Consider the following 13,717-nt stretch of genomic DNA (forward strand, 5'->3'; position numbering starts at 1 on the left):
CGATCGTAGGCAAACCGCCTGAGAAAATGGCGCCGGCTCGAACTGGCTAAAGGCGGCTCACCCCAAGGGGTGATTTCTTGAAAAATCTAGGATTCGGGGCTGCAGTTCTTGCAGTTCTCTGCTTTTTATGTTTTGGCTTGGGTTCCGCTCTTGCCTGCCCTCGTTTTGTGGAATTCTTTTCTGATCCCAAGGATGTTCCTGATCAGGAAGGAGAATTCGTCGAGATTCGTCTGGATGATTGTGGGGCGGAAAGCCTATGGGTGCAGATGGATGAAAAAACGGCTTTATCTTTTGCCTTGCCCAGAGGTAATTCCTGGGAGTCCGGTTCGACCTTCAAACGATTCGTCCTGGTTCATGATAGCCTGTATTGCCCTAAGGGGAATGGGGTGGCGTGTGGCTTACTGGGAAAGTTAAGTCTTCCGAATTCCAGGAGGTCTACGTGGCGTCTTTGGGCGGGTTCGTGTGTGGATTCCGTTGAAATTCCAGAGCCTAAGGCGGGAATGGCGTTACAGCGGGTGAAAGATTCTGACCATTGGATTTTGGCGGAACCGACCATAGGGTGCGCTAACCCGCAATATGAAGTCGGAGTGGCTGACTGCGGCCTCGCTCCTGTTTTGCGGGACCATGACAAGTATACGGTTTTCTTGACGGGGTGTGATTCTGCCTGGCTGCGGTTGGAGCGCATCCCCCTGGATGGAAGTGCAAGTGTGATTGACTCCTTGTGGGTGGTTGGGAATTTTAGCTGGGAATCTTCCCGGGATTTTTGGATTCGCGGGAATCTACCGCCCGATGAAGCTCCCTATAACGATTCGCTAGACACCTTGCTATTTGCGCCAGGTGGGGGGCCGCTAGTGGTTTCGGAGGTGCATCATTGCCCCCAGGAGCCTGAACCGGAATGGGTGGAAGTGTACAATCGTAGTGCGGTAGCCGTCCCTCTTGAAAAATTTCGCTTTTGTGGCCGAGGTGGAAGCTGGGGTGTCGGGTTTATAGACCCTTATGAGACCATCGTGCTGACCAAGGATACCGCACAACTCAGGGAATATCTTGGCTATAGGGATGTGGGGCTGGTTCAGGTTGCGCTTGGTTATCTGAATAATTCGTCGGGATGCATTTCCATTTGCAGCGGGGAGGCTGTGGTGGATAGCGTTTGCTGGGATCGGCATATGGTGTCATGTCCGTCAGGCTTTAATCCCTTGACTATGGAATCGGAGAATACCCCAGGTTTTGTGCGGTCTAATGGGACGAACGAAAAAATCCAGTCTCCTTTTACATACAAGCTTTCTTCTAGGGTGGTTCGCCTAGGAGGTATTTCGTTAAGAGTTTATGTTGAAAGCGAATTTCAGGTATCTCTCCGTCTGCTGGATTCTGCTGGGCGGGAGCGTTGGAAGGCCGATGTGCCCCCTGGATTTAATGCCTGGCGTAAAGTGTCTCTTGATGGAATGGGCTTGGGGGTTGCTTACGTGTCTATCTCGACGGGCAAGTTTGAAAATGTTGTGGGAATTCTGATTCGTCCGTAGGGCTTCGTATGAATAAAATTGCGTTTTTGCTTCTGCTGGTTGGGTTCGCCTTTGGTAATGATATTTCCTGGCTTCTTTCTGATTATTCCTCGTCGCCGGCTCGTTTTGCGAATCCTGGATTCAGTATGGATTTTTACCGTTTGCCGGAAACGGATCAGTTGGCATCTTCTGTTTCTGGGGAATGGGGCGACTCCAGGTATCGAGGGGCTTTTATTGGTTCTTATGAATCAATGGATTCGTTATACAGAAAAATTTATACAGAATGGGGCATGTCTGTGAATGGCGATTGGCTTGCTGTTGGGGGCGCCTATGGATTTTCGATGGAGTGGACTCCCGGTGATGAATTGTGGACGTCCCATCGTTATAAGGCGGGCGCATCTATTGTGTATGGACGATTAATTTTGTGGACGTACCTGTGGAATTTTTTTCATGAACCATTAAAAAATATGCAGTACCTTTCTGGCGTTACCATAAAACCTGGCGATAGCCTAGATGCTTTTTTTCAATGGGATGGCCGTTCTGCTTATATGGGTTCTTCTCTAAATTTTAGGTTTGTCTCTTTGTCTACTTTTTACCGGTTTCCCGGTTTTTGTGTGGGGCTAGGCGTGAATTTTCATTTTGATTTGTGGAATGTTGGTGGTTCTATTGGAAAATCTGATCATTCTCTGGACTGGTTTGGTCTAAGTGTTAAAAAGAAAATTGGAAAAAAGACTATCTTGTAGATTGTAATTTGGACTGAATTTATGTTTATCTCGCTGAATATCATTGCGGCTTCACTTTTTGCCTTTTTCCTGGTTGGGGTGGCGTTGGTCATTTCGATCTTGCTGATTAGGGATTCCCGCGAAAAGCAGAAGGCCTATTCCAATTTTTCGGAATACCTGGGTGAATTTCAGGTGGTGCTTTCTATGGATGGCAACCTGATTGATGCCACGCCGCGATTCATTGCGGATCCTCTTTTTGAACGTATTTGCCAGGAACAGAACTTCAAGAAGATTCTTTCGGCTCAGGAATATGCACGTCTGAAGGATTATACCAAGGGGTTGGCTTCCTATCCGGATATTCCCTTTATCTTTAGTTACGATAGTGAATTAGGCTTGCGCTGGTACGAGTTGCGTGCTTTTATCCAGAAGAAGACGGGCGAAGATAACACCGTTCTTCTGATCAAGAATGTGACCTTGGATGTGGAGTCCAGAAACCAGCGCGATGAACTGAAACAGAATATCGATATGCTTCTGCAGAATACGGGGGACTTCCTGTGGTCTCTTGATGTGGATTCCCGTCGCTTCACCTTGCTTACGCCTCTTATCGATGAAGAAGGTCGTGTGGTTCCCCGCTCCGTGGGTGTTCAGAACCTTAAAAACATGATGCCGGCGAAAGACTGCGAAATTTTTGAAAAGATGCTGAATTCCCGAATTGTGGATTTCAGAGCGTCGGGTCATGATAGCGAGGATCGTCGAGGTATTTGCCTTCGTTTGCTGAGGTCTGACGGGGCTACGGACTGGTACTCCTTTAATGGCCGTTTGACCATGGAAGAAGGTTCCAATATGGTGTTTAAGGGGGCTGCCCGCCGCATGGAACTGCTGCAGGATAATCCTGTGCTGGAGGATGGCGTCGATAGTAGCGATTTGCTGGCTTCTGCCTTGAGACTCCCGGATATTCGTGTGGTCTGGGTTGACAGAGATTATAAGATTGCCGGGTGCAATCAGGCTTTTTCCCTGGCCTTTGGAAGGGAATCTCCCAAACAGGTCGAAGGGGTTCGTTTGCTGGAAGTGGTGCGCCCGAAGTACTTCTCGCTTTTCCATAGATATTTGTCTGAGGTTTTTGAACGAGGACGCGCTGTTGCCTGGAAAGGTGTTTTTGGGGCTTCAGATTCTTTGCTTTGGATGAATGCCGTTCCGATTAAAAATCTAGACGGTGAAACGCACAAGATTTTGATGGTGTATATGCTGCTTGGCGTAAATGATTTTATTGAAAAAAAATAGTAGGAGTAATAAAATGAATAAGTTGATGATGTTTGCTTTTGCCGGAATGTTCCTGATGGCAGGCTGTAATGAACAGAAGGCTGCTGAAAAGGCTCCTGAAGCTGCTCCCGTGGCTCAGCCGGCTCCGGCTCCTGCCCAGCCTGCAGCTCCCAGAAACATTGTTGATGAAGTGAAGAACATTGACTGGAATAAGGCCATGGAAATGAACGCCTCGGGTGCAATGTACCTGGACGTTCGTAATCCGGACGAACTGAATGATGGTTATGCTCCCCATGCCGTGAATATTCCTCTCAGTGAATTGAAGTACCGTCTGGCTGAAGTGCCCAAGGATAAGGACGTCCTGGTTTACTGCCGCTCTGGTCGCCGCAGTGAAGCTGCTACCTTGATTTTGATGCGCAATGGTTATGACCGCGCTTACAATGTTCTTGGCGGTTTCTTGGCTTATCCCAAGAAGTAGTGGTTAGTTCAATAGTACGTTTGACTAAAAAACGAAGCTGTAAATGAACTTTCTTAGGTTGGCTCTTGATGAGTCCGTCTTTTCTGTTGGCGTGAGCCGCCCCAATCCGGCGGTGGGTGCCGTTGTGGTTAAAGATGGAATTATCGTGGGGAAGGGGCGTACGCAGCGCCCCGGAAGTGCCCATGCCGAAGTCATGGCGTTGCGTGACGCGGGCGAACTGGCTCGTGGTGCGTCTATCTACGTGACTTTGGAGCCCTGCTGCCATTACGGCCGCACGCCTCCCTGCACCAAGGCCGTCATTGACGCTGGAATTGCGAAAGTCTTTTACGCTCACGGGGACCCCAATCCTGTTGTCCGCGGGAACAGCCGTAAGATTTTGGAAGAAGCCGGAATCGAAGTTTTCGAAGGCGTGGACGCCTGCATCGCCGCTGAAGTGGATGATGGCTGGGACGATTGTGGATGCGGCGAATGCAACTGCCTGAGTGAACCTTCGCATGTCATGCTGAGCGAGTCCTCGGGTGTCATGCTGAGCGAAGCGAAGAATCTTGCAGGAAAGTCTCGCGAGGCGGAAGGTCGTACCGTCTTCCACGACGTAGAACGTTACTTCGAAGCTTACGATTTCTACGTTCGCAACAAGCGTACTTTTGTAGAAGTAAAATGCGCCGTCTCCCAGGAAAATTTCATGGGCGTTGTTGGTTTGAATGGCGAACATTTGCCTGTCCGCATTACTGGTGATGGGGCCAACTGCTGGAATCATGAACTCCGCGCCATCAGCGATGCTGTTCTTGTTGGGGCAGGAACCGTTCTTGCTGATAATCCTAGCCTGAATGTCCGTAACGCTGCCGGAAACGATCCCGTAAAAATTGTGTGGGCGGGACATCATAAATTTTCCGCAGAAGAAGTTTCGAAGCTGAAAGTCTTCTCTCTGAATCAGGAAAAAAAGATTCTCGTTTTCTCCTGCGTCCCACAGCCTGCTTTTTCTGAACGCTCCCTCCCGTGTCATTCTGAGCGAAGTGCGGAGCGCGAAGTCGAAGAATCTAACGAAGTGCCTTGCGTCATTCTTTTGACTGGATCCACTTTCGCTGAAAATTGGACTTCCATGATCGACGATCTTTCTGCCCGTGGTATGCATCGTCTGATGGTGGAACCGGGCGCAGGTCTCGCCAATCAATTGTTTGCCGACGCCGTTTCTACTGGCGAAACCATTGTCGCTCCCAAACCTCTTTGGAACCGCCTGAATATCTGGCGCTCCACCGACTGCCGCATCGACGATGCCATCGCAGATCTCGCTGCCTCTGGCAACATCAAGGAAGGCCTGGAATTTCCGGAACTTCCCAAGAACATCGTGGCCAAGGAATCCTTCATGGCCGGCTCTGATGTGCTTACCGTCTATTATCCTGCATAAACGCAATAATCGGGTTTAGTAGTCCTTTAAGCAACGCACTGAAAATGCGTGGTATTACTAGATCCCCAGCCAGATTGGGCTTTAAGGATGTGTCCTGCAACTTTATTGCCTCCAAGCTTGTTCACCAGATCGTTCCATTCTGTCTGATTCGGCAAATGCCATCCTTCAGGGCGCACTCCCTGCGTTCTTTCTGGAGGATCACAGATTACTCCGTATTCGCATTGGTCTATATTGATGGCGGTGTCCCATCTGTAGAGGTATCCATGGGTTTCACAGTTGGTTGAATCCATGTCATAGCAGTAGCTGTATCTACCTTCAACCGGATAATCAAGATTTTGCGCAGTCCAGACTTGGTTGGATATTCGGATGGTCTTGTATACCTTGTTATTTCTCTCGTCCAAGATTTCGCCGTATTCTCCCTCAGTCAGGAGTTTCTGGTTTAGGTATTGTTTGTTACAGGATTACTTGACTCGTTGTCTCCACAGGCGACTGGTATAGACGCTGTGGTAAAGCCAATGATGGCTGCCTTTATAGGGTGTTCAAAAATAATCATGATTCCTCCGTCCCAATGAGATAATTCCTGTGGGTAAATGTAGGGTAGTATATTCCCCCCCCCTAGCCATTACCTGTAGGAAATTACCGTTGTATAATATGAATGTTAGCTAAATCTAACTTACAGTACTGGTCCGACCTCAAAATTAGCGTTTTTCGCCTGATTTTCTCCTTGTGCCGTACATCTCGTAGTCCCTATTTTTCTATCTTGCGCCCCGTATGTTTACTGGTATTATTCAAAGTACGGGAACCATCCTTTCTCTGGAAACGAGAGGGGATGCGCTGACCATGCGCTTATCCGCACCCGGTTTCTTTAAGGGTTGCAATTTGGGCGATAGTGTCGCTAACGATGGCGTGTGCCTTTCCATTGAAAGCTGCACCGACGACGAGGCTACCTTCTGCCTGATGCACCAGACGGTGGAAAACACCTCTTTCAAGCAAGCTGAACCGGGAAAACTTGTGAATCTTGAAAAGGCCTGCAGGGCAGATTCCTTTATGGGCGGTCATTTTGTGATGGGCCATGTGGATACTTCCGTGAAGGTCTTGGCCGTTGCCAATCGCGAAACGGGCGTGGAAGTGGATTTGGAACTCCCTAAGGACTTGCGCCGCTATGTAATCCGTCGCGGTTCCGTGTCCTTGAACGGCATTAGCCTTACGGTGGCCGAAAAGTTCGAGGATTCCATCCGCGTATGCATTATTCCCGAAACGCTGGCCCGCACCAATTTGCGTAACTGGGTTCCCGGTACTATTGTGAATGTAGAAGTAGATATGCTTGGCAAATATATCGAAAATTATTTGAAGGAGCGTGACCTTGCTTAATACGATCGAAGAAGCCCTTGAAGACTTCAAGGCCGGTAAATTCCTCATTGTCGTCGATGACGAAGATCGTGAAAATGAAGGCGACTTTGTAATCGCCGCCGAAAAGATTACACCGGAAAAGGTGAATTTCATGCTCCACGAAGGCCGTGGCGTTCTTTGCTGCCCGCTGCCTATCAAACGTTGCCACGAATTGAATCTGACCCGTCAGACCGCAGAAAACACATCCATTCTGGGTACCCCGTTCACTATCATGGTGGATAAGATCGAAGGTTGCTCCACTGGCGTTTCTGCCCATGACCGTGCCGCCACCATTCTGGCTCTTTCCGATCCTGCTTCCAAGCCCAGCGATTTCGGCCGCCCTGGCCACATTTCTCCGCTGTACGCCCAGGAAGAAGGCGTGCTCCGCCGCGCAGGCCACACGGAAGCTGCCGTGGACCTGGCAAAGCTGGCTGGACTTCGCCCGGCTGCCGCTCTCATCGAAATCATGAACGAAGACGGCACCATGGCCCGTATGCCTCAGTTGCAGGAAGTGGCCAAGAAGTTCGACATCAAGATTATCTCTATCCACGACTTGATCGCCTACCGCCTGAAGAACGAAAAGCTGGTGCAGCGTGTGGCTGCTCCCAACGTCCCTACCAAGTACGGCGAATTCAAGGCCTACGCCTACCGCAGCTCCACCGACGGTGTGGAACATGTGGCCTGGGTTGCTGGCAATCCGGATTTCAGCAAGCCGGTTTATGTTCGCGTCCATAGCGAATGCCTGACGGGCGATATTTTCGGCAGCATGCGCTGCGACTGCGGTGAGCAGTTGGAAGCCTCCATGAAGTTCATTGGTGAACATGGGGGAGTGCTCCTTTACCTCCGCGGCCAGGAAGGTCGTGGTATTGGCCTCTGCAACAAGCTCCGCGCTTATGAATTGCAGGAAAAGGGCCTGGACACCGTAGAAGCCAACATCAAGCTGGGCTTCAAGTCTGATTTACGCCAGTATGGTACCGGCGCACAGATCTTGGCTGACCTGGGTGTGAAGCAGATGCGTTTGCTCACCAATAACCCCAGCAAGATCAATGGTATTTCCGCTTACGGTCTTGAAATCGTGGAACGTGTTCCTATCGAAATCAAGCCCAATAACATTAACCGTTTCTATCTGCGAACCAAGAAAGAAAAGATGGGCCACGACCTGAAGTTGGACGAGGCTTAAGGGAGTATTATGAACGAACTGAAGAATTCTCTGAATGGAACTGGCCTGAAGGTGGCGATCGCCGTGGCCCGCTTTAATGAAATCGTGACGGATAAACTGCTGGATGGTGCACTCCGCCAGCTGCAGATCCTTGGCGTAGATGAAAAGGATATTACCGTGGCTCATGTTCCGGGCGCTTTTGAACTGCCGGGTATTTGCCGACGCATGGCGGATTCCAACAAGTTTGATGCCGTTATGGCACTAGGTGCAGTTATCCGTGGCGAAACTGGCCACTACGACGTGGTTGTGAACAATTCTACCAGCGGTATTGCCGGTATTGCCGCCGAAGGCAAGGTTCCCATGATTCTGGGGATCCTCACTACCGATACCGTAGACCAGGCTATGAACCGCGCAGGCCTTAAGGCTGGCAACCTGGGTTGCAGCTGGGCTTCTACCGCCGTCGAAATGGCAAACCTCTACAAGCAGATTTAATAAAAAAAGAAACGTAAACTGAGACTTATAAAAAACGAGAAAGTTTTATGGCACAAGTAAGTTTTAGACCCGCCCGCGTATTTGCAATGCAGTTGCTGTACGCCATGGAAATCACCGGACAGACTGTGGCTCAGGCCCTTCCTGGAGTTCTTGAAGCTCAGGAAATTCACGACAACCAGAAGAAGTATGGCATGAGACTGGTGGACCTGATCCAGGAACACCGCGCTGACCTTGACGAAAGCATCAAGGCTGCCGCCGCTCATTGGGAACTGGACCGTATGGCCAGCCTGGATCGTATTCTTCTGCGAATCGCCATGGTGGAACTGACTTACATTCCCGAAGTCCCCATGAAGGTGGCTATTTCCGAAGCGGTTCAGATTGCTGCCAAGTTCAGCACTGATTCTTCCTCGTCTTTTGTTAATGGTTTGCTGACCGGCTTCTTGCAGAGCCGCGGCATCGTGATTCCGGGTACTAAGGAGAAGTAACGTGTTCAATAAAGAAAAGTGGATGAAGCATATTTTTGCAGGTATCACCTGCTTGGTTGCCTTGGTTGTCTATGCCATGACCATGGCTCCCACCGTTTCCTTCTGGGACTGCGGTGAATTCGTGGCCTGTGCTAACACCCTCGGTATTCCCCATCCTCCTGGAACCCCCTTCTTCGTTTTCTTTGCCCGTGCAGTAATTGTTCTTCTGCCTTTTGTTGAAGAAATCGCAAAGCGCGTGAACTACATTTCTGTGGTTAGCTCCGCTGCGACTGTTTATGTTACCGCCCTTTTCGCCTGGGAACTTCTGGCAACCGTCCTTAAGACCGACGCCCTTGCTCAAAAGATCTCCGAAAAGGTTCGTTATATTGTTCTCGGTACCGCAGCCCTGGTGGCTGGTTTCTTGCTGACCTTCTCTGATACCTTCTGGTTCAACGCCGTGGAAGCTGAAGTTTACGGCATTGCCATGCTCATCTTGATGCTGGTGTCTTACCTGGGTCTGGTCTGGTACAACAAGCGCGAAGATGAAGATTATGCAAACCGCATTCTGATTTTCATTTGCTACATCGCATTCCTCGGTGTTGGCGCTCACTTGTACACAATGCTTACCGTTCCTGCCGTGTTTGCCTTGCTGCTGGTGGCAGAACCTAAGAAGATTGTGGAACGCATTCCTGTGTGGATCACCGGTACTCTCCTGTGCTCCGTGATTTACATGGTGTCCGCCTTTATTGAAATTTCCCTGGGTTGCCTTGTGGTCTTGGCTATCCTCAGTGTTGCAAAGCCTTTCCGCCCGCGCATGAACAAGGCTGTACGCCTTTCTCTTGCCTTTGCTTTCTTTGCCCTGATTGGTTACAGCACTCATCTTTATATTCCTATCCGATCTGAACTGAACCCCACCATCGACGAAAATAACCCGGAAATCAACATCCGCGATGATCAGGGCAACCTGCAGTTGGGTAACCTGTTCAAGGCTGAAAACTGGGATGCCTTTAACGCCTTTATCGAACGTAAGCAATATGGCTCCGAAAGCATGATTAGCCGTGCCTTCTACCGCCGTGCCCGTACCGCCCATCAGTTCCTCAGCTTCCCTCATATGGGTTACGGTGGATACCAGATGGCCCAGTACCTGCCTTACAAGGTGGGCGAGGTGAACTATGCCAATGGCGTTTACACCTTTGATTCTGCAGACAATCAGCCTGTGGAACGCTTTGGTTTCAAGTTCCCCACTCAGATGAGCTTCATGGGCGATGCTGTCTTGCCGCAGCTCTTGATCTTCCTCATCTTTAACGGTCTTATCGTTATGGTTTGCGTCTTTATCTGGAGACGTAACAAGAAACTTGGCGTATTTACTTCTATTCTTTATGCCCTTTGCTCTCTCGGTTTGCTGTTCTACATCAACTTCGCCGATGGCACCCGTATGGAACAGCGTGACCATGACTACTGGGTCAGCGTCATGACTCGTAATGTTCAGGATCTGAATTCTCGTGGTGTAGGCATTAACGCCCTGCCGGATCCCAACGAACTGATCGACATGCGTCAGAATATCGAACATACCAAGATCCGCATCGAAATGCTGAAGGGTCGCGAAAATACCCAGGGTCGTATTGCTGAATTGCAGAAGCAGCTGGAAACATACACCAACTCCTCTGTATGGCAGAACTGGACCAAGATCGAACAGGGCTTTGCCCAGGTGGGTAGCCGCGCACCGTTCCCCGAATCCGTTCATCTCGAAGTTCGCGAACGTGACTACTTCTATACTCCGGCCTTCATTTTCATGAGCCTCATCTTCGGTATCGGCGCTGGTATCCTGGTGTTCCTTTGCGCTACCGGAACTATGCCTACCTTGGCCGCTCCGCTGGCAGCCGCCCTGGTGCTTGTTTCCTTTGTAATTCCCTGTGCTTCCAACTACAAGGAACATGACCGTTCTGGCCTGTGGGTTCCCTGGGATTACGCATTCAACCTGCTGAACAGCTGCCGCCCCAACGCCATCCTCTTTACCAATGGCGATAACGACACCTTCCCGCTGTGGTTTGCACAGGAAGTGGCCGGAGTCCGTAAGGACGTGCGCGTGGTGAACCTGTCTCTGGGTAACACCGACTGGTACATCAAGCAGATGCTTGAAAACGAACCGATTCTTAAGCTGAGCTACACCAAGGAAACCATTGATAGCGATATGGTTCTTGATAATAGTTCCGCAAACAATCCCAACCACCAGACTTCTACTTGGGTCAAGAAGGCTCAGCGCCTGATGCCTCAGCTGAAGAGCCGCATCGACGCTATGGAAGGTCAGCAGCTGTCTGCCGCAGATTCTGTTAAGCTGCTGCAGTTCAAGGTCCACTATCAGGTTTGGGATGCCTTTACTGAATGGGCTGCCCGTACTCGTAGTTCCATGATGCTGACCCAGCATAAGCTGGTTGTCGATCTTGCTCTCCAGAATATGGATCGCCCCATTGAAATTTCTACCACCGTTGGAACCTCCAACTTCATGGGTCTCGAAAAGTACATGGTCCAGGAAGGCATGGTCTACAACCTGGTGAAGGGTGACCTGAATCCCAAGCGTAATGCATTTGACGCAGCCTATACCGCAAACCTTATTGATAACGTCTATAAGTACCGCGGACTTGGTGATGGTACCGCCTATATCAATGACGAAACCATCCGTCTTCTGTCCAGCTACATTTCTCTGTACCTGCAGATTTCCTTCGATGCTCGCGACAAGATCGAAAAGCTCCGCAACAGCCATCCCTTTACAGCCGACAAGAAGGCTCAGGTGGATAGCCTTGCTACAGCCTCCGCCAAGTATTTGGAAATGGGCATTAAGCAGTTCCCCGATGAATGGCGTAACTACTGGGCTGCCGCATTCGTCTACCAGGCTGCAGGTATGAAGCAGCAGGCTATCGAAGTGGCTAACCGCGGTCTCGAAGCCGTTCCGTCCTTCGAAGAAGGTGGCCGCGCCCGCTTGATGATGGCTATCCGTCAGGCAGAAACCCTTTCCGACGAACCTCTGAAGGTTGAAGAACCGGCTCCTGCCGCTGATTCTGCAGCCCCTGCCGATAGCGCAGCCTCTGCGGTTATCGCTGCTGCAAACTAACTGTTGAAACTTGAAACTCGAAACTAGCGATTTTATATGGATTTAAGTCTTGTTATCCCGGTGAAGGAAGAAAGCGAAAATCTTCCGGATCTTCTTAAGGAAATCGTTGCCGCTATTGAACCCACTGGCTTTACCTACGAAGTCATTATCATTGATGATGGTAGCCGTGACAGCACTTGGGAAGTGGTGGAGTCCCTGTCGAAGGAATATTCCTTCCTGAAGGCTTTCCGCTTCCAGTTCAATTGCGGTAAGGCTGCTGGCTTGGCTTTCGGATTCTCCAAGGCTACCGGCAAGTATGTGGCGACCCTTGATGGCGATCTTCAGGACGATCCTCTTGAAATTCCCAAGATGATTAAGATCCTCGATGAGGGATATGATCTGGTTTCGGGTTGGAAGATCCGTCGCCTGGATCCCTGGCACAAGACTTGGCCTTCCAAGTTGTTCAACTTGACTGTGTCTGCAGTTTGCGGACAGCGCCTCCACGATTTTAACTGCGGCATCAAGGCTTACCGCAGTTCCGTGGTCCGCTTCATTCACCTGTATGGCGATTTCCATCGCTTTATTCCGGTGATGGCCAAGTGGCAGGGTTTCCGCATTACCGAAATGCCTGTGGCTCATCGAGCACGCGTTCATGGCGTTTCCAAGTATGGCGTTTCCCGTCTGGTTTCTGGATTCCTGGATTTGCTTTCTCTCATGTTCCTGCGCAGCTTTGCCGCAAAGCCCTTGCATTTCTTTGGCTTGCTTGGCTTGATCTTTATGCTGGCCGGTTTTGGCATTTGTGGCTACTTCGGCTATGAATGGATTAAGCTGGGCGCCCTGCATGTTCGCCCCCTCTTGCTGGCTGGCGGTTTCTCCCTGGTCATGGGCGTGCAGTTCTTTAGTCTTGGGCTTCTTGGTGAAATGATGAATGGAAACAAGAAACAGACTTATCCTGTGGCGGAATCCATTAACGACAAGTAATGTTTGTTATTTTAACTGTTGATTTTTGATTAGAAACGTTTTGGAGTACAAAAGCATGTCTTATCCTAAGAGTTTGGTAATTGTTCCCACCTACAACGAGAAGGAAAATATCCTGCTGATCATGTCTGCTATCTTGAAGCAGAACGAATGCCTGGAAATCCTGGTGGTGGACGATGGATCTCCCGATGGTACCGGAGACATGGTTGAAGCGGAAGCTGCAAAGAATCCCCGCATCCATCTTCTTCGCCGTCCCGGCAAGATGGGCCTGGGTTCTGCTTATGTGACTGGCTTCAAGTGGGCTCTTGAACGTGACTTCGAACGCGTCTTTGAAATGGATGCCGACTTTAGCCACAATCCTGCCGACTTGAACCGCTTCCTGGAAGCTGCAGAAAATGGTGCTGACCTTGTGCTGGGTAGCCGTTATCTGGATCGTAAGATTAGCGTGGTCAACTGGGATCTGAAGCGTTTGATTCTTAGCTATGGCGCTAATGTCTACACCCGTATTGCAACTGGTCTTCCCATTAGCGATGCTACCGGTGGATTCAAGTGCTACTGTCGTAGCGCCCTGCAGGCTCTGAACCTGGACAAGATGAAGAGCGATGGCTACTGCTTCCAGATTGAAACTACCTTCAAGATTTGGAAGAAGGGACTTACCGTCAAGGAAATTCCCATCGTGTTTACCGACCGTACCCGCGGCACTTCCAAGATGAGCGGTGGCATTATTTCTGAAGCATTCTTCCTGGTCCTTAAGCTGCGTCTGGGTTTGGCATAATCTAAACAAGG

At 50.1% G+C, this 13,717-nt stretch carries 13 protein-coding genes; 12 read left to right on the plus strand and 1 reads right to left on the minus strand.

Annotation, left to right across the window (positions count from 1 at the left end; all coding sequences use genetic code 11):
• Positions 1–77 precede the first annotated feature (77 nt).
• Genes MMG03_RS09870 through ribD form a run of 5 tightly spaced genes read left to right on the plus strand, consistent with a single transcriptional unit; the run spans position 78 to position 5,361 of the window.
• Positions 78–1,517, plus strand: coding sequence for a lamin tail domain-containing protein (locus MMG03_RS09870; RefSeq protein ID WP_249506186.1), 1,440 nt, complete (start codon positions 78–80; stop codon positions 1,515–1,517).
• 8 nt (positions 1,518–1,525) lie between these two features.
• The gene (locus MMG03_RS09875) at positions 1,526–2,239 is read left to right on the plus strand and encodes a hypothetical protein (protein ID WP_073236740.1); all 714 of its coding nucleotides are present in this window, start codon (positions 1,526–1,528) and stop codon (positions 2,237–2,239) included.
• A 21-nt stretch (positions 2,240–2,260) separates the two neighbouring features.
• Positions 2,261–3,499 carry a PAS domain-containing protein gene (locus tag MMG03_RS09880; protein ID WP_073284789.1) on the plus strand — a complete coding sequence of 413 codons (1,239 nt, stop codon included), beginning with the start codon at positions 2,261–2,263 and terminating at the stop codon, positions 3,497–3,499.
• A 13-nt stretch (positions 3,500–3,512) separates the two neighbouring features.
• Positions 3,513–3,956, plus strand: coding sequence for a rhodanese-like domain-containing protein (locus MMG03_RS09885; protein WP_073159969.1), 444 nt, complete (start codon positions 3,513–3,515; stop codon positions 3,954–3,956).
• 43 nt (positions 3,957–3,999) lie between these two features.
• On the plus strand, positions 4,000–5,361 hold the full coding sequence (gene ribD / locus MMG03_RS09890) for a bifunctional diaminohydroxyphosphoribosylaminopyrimidine deaminase/5-amino-6-(5-phosphoribosylamino)uracil reductase RibD (protein WP_073284792.1): 1,362 nt from the start codon (positions 4,000–4,002) through the stop codon (positions 5,359–5,361).
• Positions 5,362–5,387: 26 nt separating this feature from the next.
• On the opposite strand, the gene MMG03_RS16295 is transcribed toward ribD, so the two are convergent.
• The gene (locus MMG03_RS16295) at positions 5,388–5,762 is read right to left on the minus strand and encodes an FISUMP domain-containing protein (protein ID WP_073284795.1); all 375 of its coding nucleotides are present in this window, start codon (positions 5,760–5,762) and stop codon (positions 5,388–5,390) included.
• 370 nt (positions 5,763–6,132) lie between these two features.
• Between MMG03_RS16295 and MMG03_RS09895 the strand changes: the two genes are divergently transcribed.
• The 7 genes from MMG03_RS09895 to MMG03_RS09925 are packed head-to-tail and all read left to right on the plus strand — an operon-like array spanning position 6,133 to position 13,706.
• Positions 6,133–6,732: a riboflavin synthase gene (locus MMG03_RS09895; protein ID WP_073159982.1), complete on the plus strand. Its 600-nt coding sequence runs from the start codon at positions 6,133–6,135 to the stop codon at positions 6,730–6,732.
• Complete coding sequence (locus MMG03_RS09900; RefSeq protein WP_073159984.1) at positions 6,719–7,930, plus strand: bifunctional 3,4-dihydroxy-2-butanone-4-phosphate synthase/GTP cyclohydrolase II; 1,212 nt, start codon at positions 6,719–6,721, stop codon at positions 7,928–7,930. Before MMG03_RS09895 ends, MMG03_RS09900 begins: the two co-directional genes overlap by 14 nt.
• A gap of 9 nt (positions 7,931–7,939) precedes the next feature.
• On the plus strand, positions 7,940–8,401 hold the full coding sequence (ribH, locus tag MMG03_RS09905) for a 6,7-dimethyl-8-ribityllumazine synthase (RefSeq protein ID WP_073159986.1): 462 nt from the start codon (positions 7,940–7,942) through the stop codon (positions 8,399–8,401).
• A 47-nt stretch (positions 8,402–8,448) separates the two neighbouring features.
• The gene (nusB, locus tag MMG03_RS09910) at positions 8,449–8,886 is read left to right on the plus strand and encodes a transcription antitermination factor NusB (protein WP_073159988.1); all 438 of its coding nucleotides are present in this window, start codon (positions 8,449–8,451) and stop codon (positions 8,884–8,886) included.
• A gap of 22 nt (positions 8,887–8,908) precedes the next feature.
• Positions 8,909–11,974, plus strand: a complete 3,066-nt coding sequence (locus tag MMG03_RS09915) for a DUF2723 domain-containing protein (RefSeq protein WP_073284827.1) — start codon at positions 8,909–8,911, stop codon at positions 11,972–11,974.
• A 36-nt stretch (positions 11,975–12,010) separates the two neighbouring features.
• Positions 12,011–12,934 carry a glycosyltransferase family 2 protein gene (locus tag MMG03_RS09920; RefSeq protein WP_073159990.1) on the plus strand — a complete coding sequence of 308 codons (924 nt, stop codon included), beginning with the start codon at positions 12,011–12,013 and terminating at the stop codon, positions 12,932–12,934.
• Between the two features lie 55 nt (positions 12,935–12,989).
• A complete protein-coding gene (locus MMG03_RS09925) occupies positions 12,990–13,706 on the plus strand; it encodes a polyprenol monophosphomannose synthase (RefSeq protein ID WP_073159991.1) in 717 nt (238 codons plus the stop codon).
• Positions 13,707–13,717 lie beyond the last annotated feature (11 nt).

The sequence above is a fragment of the Fibrobacter sp. HC4 genome, assembly GCF_023373925.1.
GTDB lineage: Bacteria > Fibrobacterota > Fibrobacteria > Fibrobacterales > Fibrobacteraceae > Fibrobacter.

What these genes read in the sequence shown, in the direction of transcription:
- MMG03_RS09920 (WP_073159990.1), top strand. Translation starts at nt 12,011, where the DNA reads ATGGATTTAAGTCTTGTTATCCCGGTGAAGGAAGAAAGCGAAAATCTT.
- MMG03_RS09885 (WP_073159969.1), top strand. Translation starts at nt 3,513, where the DNA reads ATGAATAAGTTGATGATGTTTGCTTTTGCCGGAATGTTCCTGATGGCA.
- MMG03_RS09915 (WP_073284827.1), top strand. Translation starts at nt 8,909, where the DNA reads ATGAAGCATATTTTTGCAGGTATCACCTGCTTGGTTGCCTTGGTTGTC.
- MMG03_RS09875 (WP_073236740.1), top strand. Translation starts at nt 1,526, where the DNA reads ATGAATAAAATTGCGTTTTTGCTTCTGCTGGTTGGGTTCGCCTTTGGT.
- MMG03_RS09880 (WP_073284789.1), top strand. Translation starts at nt 2,261, where the DNA reads ATGTTTATCTCGCTGAATATCATTGCGGCTTCACTTTTTGCCTTTTTC.
- ribH (WP_073159986.1), top strand. Translation starts at nt 7,940, where the DNA reads ATGAACGAACTGAAGAATTCTCTGAATGGAACTGGCCTGAAGGTGGCG.
- MMG03_RS09925 (WP_073159991.1), top strand. Translation starts at nt 12,990, where the DNA reads ATGTCTTATCCTAAGAGTTTGGTAATTGTTCCCACCTACAACGAGAAG.
- ribD (WP_073284792.1), top strand. Translation starts at nt 4,000, where the DNA reads ATGAACTTTCTTAGGTTGGCTCTTGATGAGTCCGTCTTTTCTGTTGGC.
- nusB (WP_073159988.1), top strand. Translation starts at nt 8,449, where the DNA reads ATGGCACAAGTAAGTTTTAGACCCGCCCGCGTATTTGCAATGCAGTTG.
- MMG03_RS09895 (WP_073159982.1), top strand. Translation starts at nt 6,133, where the DNA reads ATGTTTACTGGTATTATTCAAAGTACGGGAACCATCCTTTCTCTGGAA.